Annotated in this window: 11 protein-coding genes; 4 read left to right on the top strand and 7 right to left on the bottom strand. The window is 64.4% G+C overall.

The genetic code is table 11. The features are described from left to right. Window position 1 precedes the first annotated feature (1 nt). Together hslU and EYV96_RS18005 are read left to right on the top strand one after the other, a co-directional pair. Entirely contained in the window at window positions 2-1336 is a 1335-nt protein-coding gene (hslU, locus tag EYV96_RS18010) for an ATP-dependent protease ATPase subunit HslU (protein WP_131152980.1), read from the top strand. A gap of 36 nt (window positions 1337-1372) precedes the next feature. Next, window positions 1373-1987: a hypothetical protein gene (locus EYV96_RS18005; RefSeq protein WP_131152979.1), complete on the top strand. Its 615-nt coding sequence runs from the start codon at window positions 1373-1375 to the stop codon at window positions 1985-1987. A 221-nt stretch (window positions 1988-2208) separates the two neighbouring features. On the opposite strand, the gene EYV96_RS18000 is transcribed toward EYV96_RS18005, so the two are convergent. Together EYV96_RS18000 and EYV96_RS17995 are read right to left on the bottom strand one after the other, a co-directional pair. Next, window positions 2209-4485 (bottom strand): S9 family peptidase, encoded by a 2277-nt coding sequence (locus EYV96_RS18000; protein ID WP_131152978.1) that lies wholly within the window; start codon window positions 4483-4485, stop codon window positions 2209-2211. A 236-nt stretch (window positions 4486-4721) separates the two neighbouring features. After that, the gene (locus EYV96_RS17995; protein ID WP_131152977.1) at window positions 4722-5411 is read right to left on the bottom strand and encodes a glutathione binding-like protein; all 690 of its coding nucleotides are present in this window, start codon (window positions 5409-5411) and stop codon (window positions 4722-4724) included. A 118-nt stretch (window positions 5412-5529) separates the two neighbouring features. Between EYV96_RS17995 and rbsK the strand changes: the two genes are divergently transcribed. Then, window positions 5530-6423 (top strand): ribokinase, encoded by an 894-nt coding sequence (gene rbsK, locus EYV96_RS17990; protein WP_131152976.1) that lies wholly within the window; start codon window positions 5530-5532, stop codon window positions 6421-6423. Between the two features lie 15 nt (window positions 6424-6438). Here rbsK and rtcA read toward each other — a convergent pair whose 3' ends face one another. Further along, window positions 6439-7452, bottom strand: a complete 1014-nt coding sequence (gene rtcA, locus EYV96_RS17985) for an RNA 3'-terminal phosphate cyclase (RefSeq protein WP_131152975.1) — start codon at window positions 7450-7452, stop codon at window positions 6439-6441. A 19-nt stretch (window positions 7453-7471) separates the two neighbouring features. Continuing rightward, a complete protein-coding gene (locus EYV96_RS17980; protein ID WP_131152974.1) occupies window positions 7472-8692 on the bottom strand; it encodes an RtcB family protein in 1221 nt (406 codons plus the stop codon). Window positions 8693-9105: 413 nt separating this feature from the next. Between EYV96_RS17980 and rtcR the strand changes: the two genes are divergently transcribed. Next, window positions 9106-10701: an RNA repair transcriptional activator RtcR gene (gene rtcR / locus EYV96_RS17975; protein ID WP_131152973.1), complete on the top strand. Its 1596-nt coding sequence runs from the start codon at window positions 9106-9108 to the stop codon at window positions 10699-10701. 268 nt (window positions 10702-10969) lie between these two features. Here the strand turns inward: rtcR and EYV96_RS17970 are convergent, their stop codons facing one another. From EYV96_RS17970 to yidC, 3 genes are all read right to left on the bottom strand, one after another. Beyond that, window positions 10970-13603 carry a DNA translocase FtsK gene (locus EYV96_RS17970; protein ID WP_131152972.1) on the bottom strand — a complete coding sequence of 878 codons (2634 nt, stop codon included), beginning with the start codon at window positions 13601-13603 and terminating at the stop codon, window positions 10970-10972. Window positions 13604-13753: 150 nt separating this feature from the next. Then, window positions 13754-15100, bottom strand: coding sequence for a tRNA uridine-5-carboxymethylaminomethyl(34) synthesis GTPase MnmE (gene mnmE / locus EYV96_RS17965; protein WP_131152971.1), 1347 nt, complete (start codon window positions 15098-15100; stop codon window positions 13754-13756). A gap of 134 nt (window positions 15101-15234) precedes the next feature. Continuing rightward, window positions 15235-16953 carry a membrane protein insertase YidC gene (gene yidC / locus EYV96_RS17960; protein ID WP_131152970.1) on the bottom strand — a complete coding sequence of 573 codons (1719 nt, stop codon included), beginning with the start codon at window positions 16951-16953 and terminating at the stop codon, window positions 15235-15237. Between the last annotated feature and the right edge of the window lie 6 nt (window positions 16954-16959).

The following is a 16959-nucleotide window of genomic DNA, read 5'->3' as shown; positions in this document are numbered from 1 at the left end:
CATGTCTGAACTGACTCCCCGCGAAATCGTCAACGAACTCGACCGCTTCATCATCGGCCAGCACGACGCCAAGCGCGCCGTCGCGATCGCGCTGCGTAACCGCTGGCGCCGCATGCAGCTGGATCAGGGCCTGCGCGATGAAGTGACGCCCAAGAACATTCTCATGATCGGTCCCACCGGCGTGGGTAAGACGGAGATCGCCCGTCGCCTCGCGTCGCTGGCGAACGCGCCGTTCGTCAAGGTCGAAGCGACCAAGTTCACCGAGGTCGGTTACGTCGGCAAGGACGTGGAATCCATCGTGCGCGACCTGGCCGACGTGTCCTACAAGCTCACGCGCGAGCAGGCCATGAAGCGCGTGCGCACGCAGGCGGAAGACCGTGCCGAAGATCGCATCCTTGATGCGCTGCTGCCGCGTCGCCAGTCGCCGACCGACTGGACCCAGGATCCGGCACCGGCCATCGACAACGACACGCGCCAGAAGCTGCGTCGCCAGCTGCGCGATGGTGAGCTGGACGATCGCGAGATCGAGCTGGATTTCGCCATGAATGTCGGCGTGGAAATCATGTCGCCGCCGGGCATGGAAGAAATGGGCCAGCAGTTGCGCCAGATGTTCCAGAACCTGGGTGGTGCGAAGCAGCAGAAGCGCAAGCTGGCGATCAAGCTGGCGCGCCCGCTGCTGGTCGACGAAGAAGCCGCCAAGCTTCTCAATGATGACGACATCCGCTCGCAGTCGGTGTTCGCCGCCGAGCAGAACGGCATCGTGTTCATCGACGAAATCGACAAGATTGCCCAGCGCTCGGAATGGGGCGGTGCGGGGGTGAGTCGCGAAGGCGTGCAGCGCGACCTGCTGCCCCTGGTGGAAGGCTCTACCGTGTCCACCAAGTACGGCCCGATCAAGACCGACCACATGCTGTTCATCGCCTCGGGCGCGTTCTCGCTGGCCAAGCCCTCGGACCTGATTCCGGAGTTGCAGGGTCGCCTGCCGATCCGCGTCGAGCTGTCGGCACTGTCGGTCGGGGACTTCGGCCGCATCCTGCGCGAGCCGCACAATGCGCTTACAAAACAGTATGTTGCCTTGCTCGGCACCGAGGGCGTGGGTATCGAATTCACGGAAACGGGCATCGATCGCCTGGCTGAAGTGGCGTTCCAGGTAAACGAGCGCACGGAAAACATCGGTGCACGCCGTCTTCACACGGTGATGGAGCGCCTGCTGGAGAAGATCTCCTTCGAAGCGGCTGACAAATCCGGCGAAAAATATGTGATCGACGCCGAATATGTCGATAAAAACCTCGGCAGCCTGGTCAAGGACGAGGATTTGAGCCGTTACATCCTGTAAACATGGGGCACGACCCCGACTGGTAAAATTTGCGGTATGGGAAACATCATTGAGCTAAAGACCACTGGCCAGCGTGCCCAGCTGCGTGAAGCGCAGCAGCAGCAACAGCTGATCCGCCTGTGGCGAAGTGAACTCGAACACGGCAGCTTCTGCGGCTATGTCGGCGGCGTCGGTCGCGAGTTTTTCTTGTTGTGGGTCGTGGGCGATTCGATTACCTACGACGGTATGTACATCATGCGGCACCGCGACATTTCCGAACTGGAAGCGCCGGACAAGCACGCGCCCTTCATGGAGAAGGCGCTGGCCCTCAAGCACATCCTCCCGCGCCCGCCGCGTGGCTTCCCGCTGGATGACATCCGCGAAGTCGTGCAGGCCGCCGCTCGCCAATCGCCGGTGATCGGCGTGCACGTGGACAGCGAGGACGAAGCGGAAGTCTGCTACATCGGCAAGTTGATCGCGGTGGAAGACGACGGTTTCCACATGCAGGAAATCAGCCCTGACGCCGAGTGGCTGCGCGAGGCGTCGTTCTTCTCCTGGGACGAAGTCTCGACGATCAGCATTGAGGACGGTTACGCGACGTCGCTGCTTGCCGTCGCCGGCACACCGCCGCCGCTGGAACAGGGCGATACGGGCGTGGGTACCGCGCCGTAAGCGGTTCGCTTCAAGCGTTACCGAAGATCAAACCCGCCAGTTCGCGCTGGCGGGTTTTCTTTTGCGTGGCGCGGGGGCGGGCGCTGCGCGCCCTGTCATGCCGGCGGCGGATGCCGCCTGTGAATAGTGAATAGGAAAAGCCGGACTGAGGAGCTCCTGAGCCTGCTCTTCCTATTCACCATTCACAGCGACGCGCAGCGAGAGCGACCTGACAGGCGGCGTCAGCCGCCGGATTTACCCGCGGAGGCTGCCGGTGCGGGCGCTGCCTTCGGCGACGGCATCGGCGCATTCTTGATCTCGCGATCGAAGAAGTTCTGGATCAGGTGATACACGTGCGTACGCTGGCCCGGCAGGTTGAGGCCGTGCTTGGCGCCGGGATACGCCATGAACTGGAACTGCGTGCCGCGCCTCTGCAGCTCCGCCATCAGCTTCGTCGAATTGACGAACAGCACGTTGTCGTCGGCCATGCCGTGCACGAGGTAGAGCTTGCTGGTCAGGCCATCGAGCCAGGCAAACGGCGAGCTGCGCGTATAGCCAGCATCGTTGTCCTGCGGTCGACCAAGATAACGCTCGGTGTAGAAGGTGTCGTAGAGGTGCCAGTCGGTCACCGGCGCCACGGCCACGCCGCCGGCGATCTGGTCGGACGCCTTGGACAGCATCATGGTGGTCATGTAGCCGCCGTAGCTCCAGCCGAAAACGCCGATGCGGCGGCCATCGACCCAGGGTTGCGCCTTCAGCCATTGAATGCCGACGAGCTGGTCGTCGACTTCGGCCGCACCGGTCTGCTGGTAGATCGCGTCCTCGAACTTACGGCCGCGACGGGCCATGCCGCGGTTGTCGAGCGTGAACACCACATAGCCCTGGCTAGCCATGTACTCATTGAAATAATCACCCCAGGTGTTTGCCACCACCTGCGCATGCGGGCCGCCGTAGTAGGTGTCGAAGACCGGGTACTTCTTCGTCGGGTCGAAACCCACCGGCTTGTAGATGCGGTAGTAGAGGGTCTGCCCATCCGCCGAACGCAGCGTGCCGAATTCCGGCTTGCTGACGCTGGTGCGATAGGGCCAGAACGGATGGTTTTCATCGAGCTTGTTCTGTTCGATCCAGCTGACGAACGTGCCGTCGGGCTTGTGCACGCTGACCTGCGGCGGGATGTCGATGCTCGAGTAGGTGTCGAGATAGAACGACGCATTGGGCGCGAATTCCACCATGTGCGTGCCCGGCCCCTGCGTCACGCGCAGCGGTGCGGCCGCGTTGGCGCCATCGAGCTTGGCCGCGTAAACCTGGCGATCGGGAACGAACTCGCGGTTGGAGCTGAAGAAGGCGGTGCCGGTGTGCTCGTCCAGCGCCAGCAGGCCGTCGATCTGCCAGTCGCCCTGGGTGATCGGATGACGCAGCTTGCCGTCGATGCCGTACAGATACAGATGGTGGTATCCGCTGCGCTCGCTACCCCAGACAAAGCTCTTGCCGTCCTTGAGGAATTGCAGGTCGTCGTTGAGGTTGATCCAGGTGTTGCTGGTTTCGGTCAGCAAGGTGCGCTGCGTCAGCGTCTTCGCATCGACCAGCCGGAGGTCGAGCTTCTGCTGGCTGCGCGGCATGCGCTGGTAGGTCAGCTGCTTGCTGTCCGGCAGCCACTTCACGCGTACCAGGTAGATGTCCTGGTCCTTGCCCAGGTCGACCCAGCGCGCCTGGCCACCTGCCGGCGACACCAGGCCAAGCTTCACGGCGACGTTGTTTTCGCCCGCGCCAGGATAGCGCTGGTCGATCACCTCGGTGCGATCGGCATACACCTCGGTGCGCTTGATCACCGGCACCCTGGCCTCGTCGAAGCGCTCGAAGGCGATGGCGCTGTCATCCGGCGCCCACCAGTAACCTTCGCTGCGATCCATTTCTTCCTGGGCCACGAATTCGGCTTCGGCGTTGTGCACCGTGCCGCCGCCATCGTGGGTCAGCTGGCGGTTTTCGCCCGTCGCCAGGTCCAGCACCCACAGGTTCTGGTCACGCAGGTACGAAACGAAATGACCCTTGGGCGAGATCTTCGGATCCACCACGTCGCCGCCGGTATCCAGCACGCGCGCCGTCGGATGCGCGGCGGCTACGTCATAGAGGTACAGCTTGCCGCCGAGGGGAATCAGCAACTGCTTGCCATCCGGCGACCACTGGTAGCTGACGATGCCGCGAAGGCCCGCGGTGCGGGCGCGCTCACGACGCGCCTTCTCGGCGTCGGACAACTCCTCGCCCTGCGGATCGAGCTTGCGCGAATCCACCAGCAGATGCGTGCTGTTGTCCCTGGGCCGGTACTCCCAAAGATCCAGCTGGAACTGATCGTCAGCGCGCGCGCGCAGGAAGGTGATGCGCGATCCATCCGGCGAAATCTGCAGTCCACGCGGGGCGGGACCGGCGAGATTGCCGCCGTCGTAGATGCGTTCGATGGTGAGCTTGTCGGCCATGGCAGGAGCGGCCACCGTGATCAGGGCGGCAAAAAGAAGAGTACGCATGCGGCTTCCTTGGACTGCGTCGTGCGGAAAACGCTGCGATTTAACCGCGATGGGGGCGCGCATGGAAGGGTACGCGAGGACATACGATGTGAGCGCGCGCCCCGGGGGTGGGCGCTGATGCGCCCGGTTAAAGCGCCCGCTGCGCGGGCTGTAAACGGTGAACGGTAAGAGCAAAGGCCGTATGTGCTGCGCTTTGGCTCTTACCGTTCACCGTTTACAGCGCCACAGGCGCGACCTCACCGTTGCCCGAACAACACCTTCCGCGCCGCCTCGTCCTGGGTCAGGTCGAATTTATCCTTGATCGTGTCGCCAATGGCGTAGGCACGCTGCGTCGCCGGGCGCGCGGCAATCGCCTCGAACCAGCGCTTGAGATGCGGGAAGTCCGCCAGCGACATGCCCTGGGCTTCATGCGGGACGATCCACGGATACGCGGCCATGTCGGCGATGGTGTAGTTGTTTCCGGTGATGAATTCACGACCATCGAGCTGCTTGTTCAGTACGCCATACAGACGCCGGGTTTCGTTGACGTAGCGGTCAATGGCGTAAGGGATTTTTTCCGGGGCATACCGGTTGAAATGATGGTTCTGGCCGAGCATGGGCCCCAGGCCGCCGACCTGCCAATACAGCCACTCCAGCACCCGGAAGCGTTCACGCACGTCGGCCGGGAGGTACTGGCCGGTCTTTTCGGCCAGGTACTGCAGGATGGCACCGGACTCGAACACGCTGACGGGTGCGCCGCCGTCGACCGGCGCGGTGTCGACGATGGCTGGCATGCGATTGTTCGGGGAAATGGCGAGGAAGGCCGGCTGGAACTGATCGCCCTTGCCGATGTTCACCGGCTTGATGGTGTAGGGCGTGCCGGTCTCTTCGAGGAACAAAGTGATCTTGTGGCCGTTGGGCGTCGGCCAGTAATGCAGCTCGATCATGGGGAATCCTTGCGGGCGGTAACCCGTGAGATTTCAGGGCGACCGGGCTGCTTTCAAGCACCGGGCGTTCGGCTTTCACGTATGCTCGCGCTCCTCAGCAACACGTGAAGGCATCGGCATGGCACGCATTGTCGTGGTCGGCAGCATCAACATGGATCTGGTCACCCTGACCCCACGCTTCGCCGCACCGGGCGAGACCCTCCTGGGCGATCGTTTCGTCACGGTGCCGGGCGGCAAGGGCGCCAACCAGGCGGTCGCGGCCGCGCGGCTCGGTGCGCAGGTCGCGCTGGTCGGCGCACTGGGCCAGGACGCATTCGGCGATCAGCTGCTCGATGGCCTGCAGCGCGAACACGTCGATACGTCGCATGTGGTGCGCGTCGATGACGTTGGCAGTGGCACGGCCTCGATCACGGTGGCCGAGGGTGAAAACCACATCATCGTGGTGCCGGGCGCCAACGCGCGCGTCACGCCCGCGCAGGTGGAAAAGGCGCAGGGCCTGATGGCGCGCGCCGATGCCGTGCTGGTGCAGATGGAGATTCCGATGGAAAGCGTCGAGGCGACGCTGCGCCTGGGGCATCACCTGGGCGTGCCGGTGATCCTCAACCCGGCGCCCGCGCAAAAGCTGCCGGCAAGCCTGCTCAAGCAGGCGCGTTACCTGACGCCGAACCAGCACGAGCTCGCTATCCTGCTCGGTGCGAAGCACGACACCGACTTCCGTGAGTTGATGATCAAAGCGCCCGCGCCCGTGGTGCTCACGCGCGGCGCCGAAGGCGCCTGGTATCGCGATGGTGGCGAGCCGGCGCATCAGGAGGGTTTCGCGGTGGAAGCCGTCGATACCACGGGTGCGGGCGACACGTTCAATGCCGCCCTTGCCGTATTCCTCAACGAAGGCCTGCCTCAAGCCGTGCGCAAGGCCTGCGCCGCGGCCGCCTTGTCGGTGACGCGCCTCGGCGCGCAGGGCGGCATGCCCACCCGCGCGGAACTCGACGCGTTCCTCGGCGGACGCTCGTAATGCAACGCCAGCGCGTCAGCTCGAGACGCTGACGCGCCAGAAGTCCTTGCCGATTTCGTCAAAGTCGAACTGCACCGGCAGGAATTTCTCGATCAGCACTGCATTGCTCTTCGCATGATCGCTCGGCTGTTGCGTGGTGAAGCTGCCTGCACCGGCCAGCGCCATCGGCAAGAGCAGCTGGTCGGCCAGGTACGGGCCCACCGCTGCCCCACTGCCCAGATAGGCCAGCGCTTCCCTGCTGACGATCTCACCCACGCGCTCGGCGGTCACGCCGCGTTCGCCATAGGCGGTGAACACCTCACAGACATGCTCCGCCTGCACGCGCACGCTCAGGGCGTTGCCCGGACCGGGTGATGTCGTTGCCTGACGGATGTGGCAATGCTCCGGCGCAATCGGCAAACGACGCACGACCGCATCGATCTCGCGTTCGCCCACGCGGCCCGGAATGCGCGACACCAGTGATGTGACGGACAGCTGCTGTATGTCGCCACGGTCAGCCAGATGCATGATCTTTGGCTGTTCACTTTCGCCCACATCCAGACGGATCTGCCCGCCGCCCGCTGGATAGAAACCATGCCTTTCGAGCACCAGCTCCGCGCTCAAGCCCATGCGATGCATCAACGGCAGAAAGCTCTCGGCAAGAAAGTCAGCGCTCGGCGCCAACGGATTGTGCGTGCCACCTTCGAGCACAAGTTGCGCCGACACACCGGCGTGCCACAGCGCCGGCAAGACGGTCTGCAACACCAAGGTGGTTGAGCCCGCCGTTCCAATCGGCCAGTGAAACGCGCCGCCACGCACCTGGCCCGGCACGAAGACCAGCGTCGTCGAGCCCGGCTCGGCACCTTCAACGTGAGCCGAACCGACATCACGCGCGGCCTGCACGGCGGTGAGGTGCTGACGCATCAATCCCGGGCGCGAACGCTTCGCACGGATACGCTCCATGCGAAACGATTCGCCCGTGCAAAGGCTCAGGGCCAGGGCGGTGCGCAGCAACTGCCCACCGCCGGCCTGTCCATCGATCTCCAACATGTGTTTCCCCTGTTCCCTGTCAGCCCTTCACGCAAACAACCTGGCGCAGGGTGTGCATGATTTCGACGAGATCCTTCTGCGCTTCCATCACTGCCTCGATCGGCTTGTACGCAGCCGGCGATTCGTCAATCACCGAATAGTCCTTGCGGCATTCGACGTGCTTGGTCGCCTCGCGATGCTGTTCAAGGGTGATCTGCTTGCGCGCCTCGGTACGGCTCATCACACGCCCCGCGCCGTGGCTGCAACTGTGGAAGCTTTCCTCGTTGCCCAGGCCACGCACGATGTAGCTGCGCGTACCCATGCTGCCCGGAATGATGCCCCACTCGCCACGACGCGCGCTCACCGCACCCTTGCGCGTCACCAGCACATCCTTGCCCAGGTGGTGCTCGCGGTTGACGTAGTTGTGGTGGCAGTTCACCGCTTCGGCCTGCACCTCGAACGGCTTGGTGATCACCTTGCGAACCGCGTCCACGACATGCTGCATCATGATCGCGCGATTGGTGCGGGCGAAGCGCTGCGCCCAGTCCACGGCGAACACGTAGTCACCGTAATGCTCGCTGCCTTCGGGCAAGTACGCGAGGTCCTTGTCCGGCAGGTTGATCATCCAGCGGCGCATGTCTTCCTTCGCCAGCTCGATGAAGTGGTTGCCGATAGCATTGCCCACGCCGCGCGAGCCCGAGTGCAGCATGAACCACACGCGCTGGTCTTCGTCCAGGCAAACCTCAACAAAGTGGTTGCCCGTGCCGAGCGTACCCAGATGATTGAGGTTGTTGGTGCGCGCCAGTTTCGGATACTTGTCGGTGATCAGCGCGAAGTCGTCGACCAACTCGGACCAGCCGTCCAGCGACGCCTTCGGTGCCATGCTCCAAGCGCCCTTGTCGCGTGCACCCAGCGTGCGACCGTGCGGCACGGCGCGCTCGATCGCCGCACGGATCGGCGCCAGGTTATCCGGCAGGTCGCTGGCCACCAGCGTGGTGCGCGCGGCGATCATGCCGCAGCCGATATCCACGCCGACCGCGGCCGGCACGATCGCGCCGATGGTCGGGACCACCGAACCCACCGTCGCGCCCTTGCCCAAGTGCACGTCGGGCATCACCGCCAGCCAGCCGTGAATAAACGGCAGCTTGGCGATATTGATCAACTGCTGTCGCGCTTCGTCTTCCAGCGGCACGCCACGGGTCCACAGCTTGATCGGTGCGGCGCCCGGTTCGTTGATGACGTTGTAGTTGCGCGTTTCCATCGTGGTGTCCTTTGTGCGCGTCCTGTCGTTGGCGCGCCATCCAAGTGTTCATTGTCCACCTCGCTGGGCGAGGCGATAAGGCGACCGATGAGGTGGCATCGTTCGCCGGTGTGCTTCCTGCTCCCCACCCCGGCAGGCCTATTCCTGCCGGGGTAGCGCGCCGCGGTCCGTCGCGGCTGGAGTCTCACGGGGTCGTTTCATCCTCGGGCTCCGTGTGGTGGGCCTGGGCTTCGTCGCCAGGCGGTCTGTGCTCTTCGTTTGTCCTGGATAGAGCAGGACGCGTGCCAAGTTCCCAGTACCGATCACAACACACTGTTTTTATGGAGTTATTGTGAACTTCAAGCCGAGTGGGTCGCACGCCTCGTGGTGTTTCTTCTATCCTTGGATATCGTTTCTTATCCGATGAGATCAGCATGAAGCGCCAAGTCGTGATTGGCTTCCTCGGCACCCAGCTGGACGCCGGCGACGGCCCCGGCCGTTGGGACAAGTGGCGCCCCACGGTGGCGCTGGGCATGCATGAGGACTTCCTCGTCCATCGTGTCGACCTGCTCGCCGATGAACGGCGCTATGGAAAATTGCTACGCACGGTGCAGAAGGATCTGGCGCAGGTTTCGCCCGAAACCGAGCTGCGCGTGCACGACACGTATATCGAGGATCCCTGGGATTTCGAAACGGTGTACGAAGTGCTGCTCGGTTTCGCGCGCGCGTATCCGTTCGATCTCGAGCACGAGGACTACTTCGTGCAGATCACCACGGGCACGCACGTGGCGCAGATCTGCCTGTTCCTGATGGCGGAGAGCCGCCGTATGCCGGCGCGTCTGTTGCAGTTGGCACCACCGCGGAAGCAGGGGAGCGGCGAGAGTGCCGGCAGCCTTAGCGTCATCGATCTCGACTTGTCGCGTTATGACCGACTCGCGCAGCGCTTCGAGCGCGAACAGGCGGAGGATCGCAGTCATCTGAAAAGCGGCATCGCCACGCGCAACGCCGCGTTCAACCGGATGATCGAGCAGATCGAAACCGTGGGCAGCCGGTCCGTCGCACCGATTCTCTTGATGGGTCCTACCGGCGCGGGCAAGAGCCAGCTTGCGCGACGCCTGTTCGAGCTTAAGAAGGCGCGCCACGAGCTGAGCGGGCGCTTCGTGGAAGTGAACTGCGCCACGTTGCGCGGCGATGGCGCGATGAGTGCCTTGTTCGGCCATGTCCGAGGGGCCTACACCGGTGCCGTCGGCGACCGTCCCGGCTTGCTGCGCAGCGCGCACAAGGGCCTGCTGTTCCTCGACGAAATCGGTGAACTCGGTGCCGACGAACAGGCGATGCTGCTACGCGCGCTTGAAGACAAGCGCTTTCTTCCTGTCGGTGGCGACAAGGAAGTCGAGAGCGACTTCCAGCTTATTGCCGGCACCAATCGCGATCTGGCCCGGCGTGTGGCGGAGGGTCGCTTTCGCGACGACCTTTTCGCGCGACTCAATATCTGGACCTTCGACCTGCCCGGCCTGGTCGACCGCCATGAGGACATTGAACCGAATATCGATTTCGAGCTCGAGCGCCAGGCCGACAACGTGCAGCGTCGCGTGACATTCAATCGCGAGGCGCGCGAACGCTATCTCCGCTTCGCGACATCGCCGGAAGCCACGTGGAGGGGCAATTTCCGCGACCTGGGCGCCTCCATGACGCGCATGGTGACCCTGGCGCCCGCAGGACGCATCACGGTGGAGACCGTCGACGAGGAAGTAGGGCGGCTACGCCGGCTCTGGCGTCAGGAAGCGCCGGACGATCCGCTGGTGGCGCTGTTGGGCGAACGACTGCAGGACGTCGACCTGTTTGATCAGGCACAGCTGCGCGAAGTGGTGCGCGTGTGTCGCCGATGCCGGAGCCTTTCCGAAGCGGGACGGCTCTTGTTCGCCGCGTCGCGCGAACGGAAAGCGAGCAGTAACGATGCGGATCGCCTTCGCAAATACCTTGCCCGCTTCGAGCTGGAGTGGACGCAGCTCGGGCGAGACGGACAGTGAACACCGTTTCACAATGTCAGGGATGTTCGATGTCTCGGTAAGGATTTTTCCTAGCCACAAGTTGCGACCCCGTTAGGAAGCCGTGCTGATAGCCTGTTTTCGTCATCCGGGGAAACCCGCTTCGGCGGGGCGCGATGGCAAAGCGGCCGATCTGACCTCAAGGGACGGTCGCTGGGATGTGGAATGATCATTTAGCCATGATCAAGCAAGTTGTTGAGTTGGTTAGCGGGGCCTTGCGATGTGCGCACATCCCTGGCCCCGCGCTTTTTCATTCCTGCGGGCCGGGCGCGATCACGTCACGCTGGCCGTTGATCCCCATCGACGACACGATGCCCGCTGCCTCCATCGCCTCGACCAGACGCGCCGCGCGGTTGTAGCCGATGCGGAACTGGCGCTGCACGAACGAGATGGATGCGCGACGCGTGCGCAGCACGAAGGCCGCCGCTTCGTCATAAAGCGGATCGAGCTCGGCATCGCCGCCTTCTTCGCCACCGGCTTCGCCGGTCGCTTCGCTGGGTGGACCGGCGAGGATTTCTTCGCGGTAATCCGGTTCGCCGTACTGCTTGAGATGCGCGACGACGCGATGCACTTCTTCGTCGGCGACAAAAGCGCCGTGGATGCGCTGTGGATAACCCGTGCCCGGCGGCAGGAACAGCATGTCGCCCTGGCCGAGCAGACTCTCCGCGCCCATCTGGTCGAGAATGGTGCGCGAATCGATCTTCGACGACACCTGGAAGGCGACGCGCGTGGGTATGTTGGCCTTGATCAGGCCGGTGATTACGTCGACCGAAGGGCGCTGGGTTGCCAGGATCAAATGAATGCCAGCGGCGCGCGCCTTCTGCGCCAGGCGCGCAATCAGCTCTTCGATCTTCTTGCCCGCGACCATCATCAGGTCGGCCAGCTCATCGATCACCACCACGATCATCGGCATGGTGTCGAGCGTTTCGGGCACTTCCGGATGCGCGGGGAAGGGGTTGAGCAACGGACGTCCGGACGCCTGCGCCTCGCGCACTTTCTGGTTGTAGCCGGCGAGATTGCGCACGCGCAGATCAGACATCAGGCGATAGCGGTTTTCCATTTCCGCCACGCACCAGGCCAGCGCATTAGCCGCGAGCTTCATGTCGGTGACCACGGGCGCGAGCAGGTGCGGGATGCCTTCGTAGACCGAAAGCTCCAGCATCTTCGGGTCGATCATGATCATGCGCACGTCGTCGGGCGTGGCCTTGTAGAGCATCGACAGGATCATGGCGTTGACCGCCACCGATTTGCCCGAGCCGGTGGTGCCGGCCACCAGCATGTGCGGTGCGCGCGCGAGGTCCGCGACCACCGGTTCGCCGGTGATGCCCTTGCCCATCGCCAGCGTGAGCAGCGAATCGGCGTCACGGTATTCGGCCGAATCGAGGATTTCGGAGAGGGCGATCATCTGGCGCTGTTCGTTCGGCAGCTCCAGGCCCATGCAGGTTTTGCCGGGAATGGTTTCGACCACGCGAATCGACGTGCGACCGAGGCCGCGCGCGAGGTCCTTCATCAGCGCGACGATCTGATTGCCACGCACGCCGACCGCCGGTTCGACTTCGAAACGCGTGATGACCGGGCCCGCCGATGCACCGACCACTGTCACCGGCACTTTGAACTCACGCAGGCGCTGCTCGATGAGCTCGCCGGTTTCAGCCAGCTGGGCATCATCGATATGCGTATCGCTTGGGCCAGCATGAGCGAGCAGTTCGAGGGGCGGAAGCTGGACGTTGCTGCGCTGGCGGGGGGCGACGGGCGTCGCGAGCGGCAGCGGGGCGGTTTGCGGCAGTTCTTCGTTGGCTGCCGTGCGTCGAACGGCATGGACCGTAAGCGGACGGACCAGGTCGGCCTGCGTGCTCGCAGTGATCTGTTCTTCTCCGTGTGCTTCTTCGAGGAAAGCTTCGTCGACGTGTTCATCAACCGCTTCGTCGACGTCGGCCGTGTCATGCGTCGCTGGCGGGATCACGGCGTCGTCGAGCGAGTGGTCGACGGGAGCGTCGAGTCGATCGGCAACGACGGATGGCTGGGTGAGGCGCACGGGCTCCTCGACAACGAGAGGCGCCGGCGGGAGCGGTGCGGCGACGGTCGGGATCACGCTGGCCACTGCCATGTCATCGTGGCGAGCCAACGCAGGTACGCGTTCGGCAGCAATCGAAGGCCCGGGGGCGGTGCGTGTCATCGTCGGCGCGCGCGGCTCCCCCGATGTTCCTTCCGTCATCGCCATCGCGCGCTGAACGATGCGCGCCGTCGAGGTGGCCGGCGAGCCGTGCCGGGGTTGCAGCCACGGTTCGCGGATCACCTTCTCGCGTTCGGCGGCGCGACGCACCTGTCCGGCGTGCACGACCGGACGGGGCGCCTCGGACGGCGTCGGCGCGGCAGGCTCGGTGACGGTCGATGTCGGCGCAGAGCGCCGCGCACGCACGGGCCGGTCGGCGCGGCGCACCGCGCCACGGCCGCGAGGGTGGCGTGAGGCACGCCGTGTTCCGCCCAAGCGAAGCAACAGGCTTTCGACGACGTCGACCAGGCCAGCCGCTGCGCCGAACAACTCACCTGGCGGCTTGCCGGCATACCAGGGCAGGCTCGCGGCGATCAGGATCAGCATGAGCAGCGTGGTCAGTGCGCCGCCCATGAATCCGCTGAATCCGGAGGCCAGGGCACGGCACACCGCGCCGCCCGCGCTGGCGTCATCGGTGAAGGCAGAGACGACCAGGCCTTCCAGCGTGGCACTGCCGATCAGCACGCCCAGTCCGCCCAGCCAGAAGCGAATTGTGCCTTCGCCGCCGCGCGCACGTTTGCCGCGCGCGATCGCTATGCGCACGGCACGCCACAGGAGAGGAATCAGCCAGAGTGTGGAAAGCCCGAAGGCACCGAAGAAAAGAGAAAGCATGCCTTCTGCCGCGAAATCCCGCTAAATCAGCCGGATATGGTATCGCGTTGACGCGGCTCGGTGAGCGATGGCGTGACATGGAAACGTCGCCGCATGCGATAGCGTCAGTGAACGCTCATCGGGATGCGCTGGCGCGCGATCGCGGCGAACTCATTTACCGATGCAGAACGAACCGAAGATCGCCCCGAGCAGGTCGTCACTGGTGTAAGTACCGGTGATTTCGCCAAGCGCGTGCTGCGCGTGGCGCAACTCTTCGGCAGCCAGCTCACCGGCGCGGGTCGCGGCCAGCACGTGGGCAGTGCGCTCCAGATGTCCGGCGACCTGTTCGAGTGCGACGACGTGGCGACGGCGGGCGCTGAAGGCGCCTTCGCCGGCGCCTGCCGTCGCCAGTTGCTTGAGGTGTTGGCGCAGCGTGTCGAGGCCGTCGCCGTTGCGCACCGACAGCCACAACCAGAAATGGCCGTCGCGCATTTGTGCGTGAGACGTGGCCCCCACGAGATCGATCTTGTTCACCACCACCATGCGCTCGACGCTCGCCTCGACGTTGGCGAACAAGGCCAGATCGGTATCGGCGTGGTCGGTGTCCGTCACCAGCAGGGCGACGTCGGCACGGGTCAGTTCGTGGTGTGCGCGTCGCACGCCTTCGCGCTCGACCGGATCGTCAGTGTCACGCAATCCCGCGGTATCGGCCAGTTCGAGGGCGATGCCATCCAGGCTGACGTGTTCGCGCAGGACATCGCGCGTGGTACCGGCGATGTCGGTGACGATGGCGCGGTCATGCCCCGCCAAAGCGTTCAGCAGGCTCGACTTGCCGGCGTTCGGACGCCCGATGATGGCGACGCGCAAACCATCGTTCAGTCGCACACCGCGTTGCGCTTCGAGCAACAGCTCGCGCAGGCCTTCGCGCAGGGCATCCAGCTGCAACGTGATGGCGGGGTCGGCGAGAAAGTCGATCTCTTCTTCGGGGAAATCGATCGCCGCTTCGATATGCACGCGCAGGATGATCAAGGCTTGCAGCAGTTCGTCGACCTTGCGCGAGAACACGCCTTCCATGGAGCGCAACGCGGCACGTGCCGAGGCCTGCGAGCGAGCGGCGATCAGGTCTGCCACCGCTTCGGCCTGCGCCAGATCCATCTTGCCGTTGAGAAAGGCGCGCTCGGTGAATTCGCCCGGTCGCGCCAGGCGCGCACCCAGCTCGCAAACGCGGCGCAACAACCCATCGAGCAACACCGGACTGCCGTGGCCTTGCAGTTCCAGGACATGCTCACCGGTATAGGAGGCCGGCGCAGGGAAATAGAGCAGAAGACCCTGATCGATCACCTCGCCATGCGCATCCTTGAAGTTCGCGAAATGTGCAGAGCGAGGCTTTGGGGTGCGGCCGAGCAAAGTGCGGGCGATGGCGCGCGCGTCGGGCCCCGACACACGAATCACGCCGACTCCCGCCGCTCCGGGTGCGGAGGCGATGGCGGCAATGGTGGCGGTGGCTGGGTTCGACATGCGCAAAGTATGTAACGGTCGGTGTGGATAAGTCTGTGAGTGGGTCAGTGCGTCGCCTCGGAAGCGGGGCAAGTCACTCACGACGCCCCAATGAAAAAGGGCCGCGTGAGCGGCCCTTTTTTCCAGCGAAGCGATTAAGCCGTCTTCGCCTTCAGATCCGCCTTGTCCACCTGGCGGGTGATGAACCACTGCTGCGCCAGGCTGGTCGCACCGTTGATCACCCAGTACAGCACCAGACCAGCCGGGAAGAAGGCGAACATCACCGCGAACATCAGCGGCATCACCTTCATCATCTTGGCCTGGGTCGGGTCCATGCCCGGGGTCGGCGTCAGCCACTGCGTCGCCATCATCACCAGCACGTAGATAGCCGGCAGGATGAAGTACGGATCGGCAGCCGACAGATCGTGGATCCAGCCGACGAACGGCGCCTGGCGCAGCTCCACGCTTTCCATCAGCACGCGGTACAGGCCCAGGAACACCGGGAAGGTGATGAGGATCGGCAGGCAGCCGCTCATCGGATTCACCTTCTCTTTCTTGTACAGCTCCATCATGGCCTGCTGCATCTTCATCTTGTCATCGCCGTAACGCTCCTTGAGCGAGGCGATGCGCGGCTGCAGCTTGCGCATCTTGGCGCCCGAGCGGAACTGCGCGGCCGTCAGCTTCCACATCGCGGCCTTCAGCAGCAGCACGAGCAGGATGATGGCGACGCCCCAGTTGCCGGCGATGGAGTGAAGCTTGGACAGCGTCCAGTGCAGCGGCTGGGCGATGACGGTCAGCCAACCGTAGTTGGTGGTCAGCTCAAGGCCCGGGGCCACCAGGTCCAGCGTGCCCTGCAACTTCGGGCCGGCGTAAAGACGCGTCTGCGTCGTGGCGCTCTGGCCCGGGGCCACGTTCATCGACGGGCCGACGGCGCGGATCAGGTACAGCGGTTGCGCCGTTTCCGGATTGGTCACGCTGGTGGAGTAGGTGACGCCTTCCTGCGCGGACGGAATCCACGCCACGAAGAAGTAGTGCTGCAGCATGGCAGCCCAGCCGCCGGTGATGCTGCGGTTGAGGGGCTTCTTCTGGAAATCGGTGAACAGCAGGGTTTCGAACTTGTCCTGCGGGCTGTACCAGGCGGCACCGAGGAAGCTGTGCGCCGCCGGATCGGTGAAGTTCTGGAACCAGTTGCGGTTGTTGGCCGGGGCGGCGCGCTGCAGCTGCTCGTAGGCGTTGCCCTGCCAGGCGACCGAGCCACCGTTGTCGATCTTCTGTTCCAGCGCGACGTCGTAGCTGCCGCGCTTGAGCACGAAGGTCTTGGTGACCGCCAGACCGTTCGCATCCTGCCAGTGGAAGTCGGCGCGCAGCTCATCCTTGCCTTCGGGCAGGGTGAACGAGGGCTGGGCGCTTTCGAACACGGTCAGGTGGGTGGGCGCGACGGGGACGCCAGCACCGGCCACCGTGGCAAGGCCGCTCTGCGCGGCGAAGAAATGCTCGCGCTGATCATCGAGGAGGCGCACCGGCGCCGGATCGGGGTTCTTCTTGGTGCGCGGTTCGGCCGGGTAGTGCAGCAGTTCGGAACGGACGATGGTGCCGCCCTTCGTGTCGACCGTCAGGCGCAGCACGTCGGTGGTGATCGTCACCAGCTGGGCCGGGACGTTGGTCGACTTGCCGTCGGCCGGCGGAACCACCGTGCCGGTGGACGTGGCACCCGGGACGCTGGCGTCGGCGGCCGGAACGGCTGCGCTCGAAGACGCGCTCGCCACGGTGGCCGCGGCTGGCGGTTGCGGACCGTAGTCCTTCTCCCAGGCCATCCACAGGAAATACGCCACGGCTAACAGGGCGAAGATGAGGAACGTGCGCGTTTGATTCATCGCGAA

The organism is Dyella terrae (assembly GCF_004322705.1).
Lineage (GTDB): Bacteria > Pseudomonadota > Gammaproteobacteria > Xanthomonadales > Rhodanobacteraceae > Dyella_D > Dyella_D terrae.
Note: the sequence above shows the minus strand (reverse complement) of the source record. Positions and strands in the feature narration are given on the sequence as shown.

Bases quoted from the DNA above. Each gene is read 5' to 3' on its own strand.
- hslU (WP_131152980.1), top strand. From the start codon at position 2: ATGTCTGAACTGACTCCCCGCGAAATCGTCAACGAACTCGACCGCTTC.
- EYV96_RS18005 (WP_131152979.1), top strand. From the start codon at position 1,373: ATGGGAAACATCATTGAGCTAAAGACCACTGGCCAGCGTGCCCAGCTG.
- EYV96_RS18000 (WP_131152978.1), bottom strand. From the start codon at position 4,485: ATGCGTACTCTTCTTTTTGCCGCCCTGATCACGGTGGCCGCTCCTGCC.
- EYV96_RS17995 (WP_131152977.1), bottom strand. From the start codon at position 5,411: ATGATCGAGCTGCATTACTGGCCGACGCCCAACGGCCACAAGATCACT.
- rbsK (WP_131152976.1), top strand. From the start codon at position 5,530: ATGGCACGCATTGTCGTGGTCGGCAGCATCAACATGGATCTGGTCACC.
- rtcA (WP_131152975.1), bottom strand. From the start codon at position 7,452: ATGTTGGAGATCGATGGACAGGCCGGCGGTGGGCAGTTGCTGCGCACC.
- EYV96_RS17980 (WP_131152974.1), bottom strand. From the start codon at position 8,692: ATGGAAACGCGCAACTACAACGTCATCAACGAACCGGGCGCCGCACCG.
- rtcR (WP_131152973.1), top strand. From the start codon at position 9,106: ATGAAGCGCCAAGTCGTGATTGGCTTCCTCGGCACCCAGCTGGACGCC.
- EYV96_RS17970 (WP_131152972.1), bottom strand. From the start codon at position 13,603: ATGCTTTCTCTTTTCTTCGGTGCCTTCGGGCTTTCCACACTCTGGCTG.
- mnmE (WP_131152971.1), bottom strand. From the start codon at position 15,100: ATGTCGAACCCAGCCACCGCCACCATTGCCGCCATCGCCTCCGCACCC.
- yidC (WP_131152970.1), bottom strand. From the start codon at position 16,953: ATGAATCAAACGCGCACGTTCCTCATCTTCGCCCTGTTAGCCGTGGCG.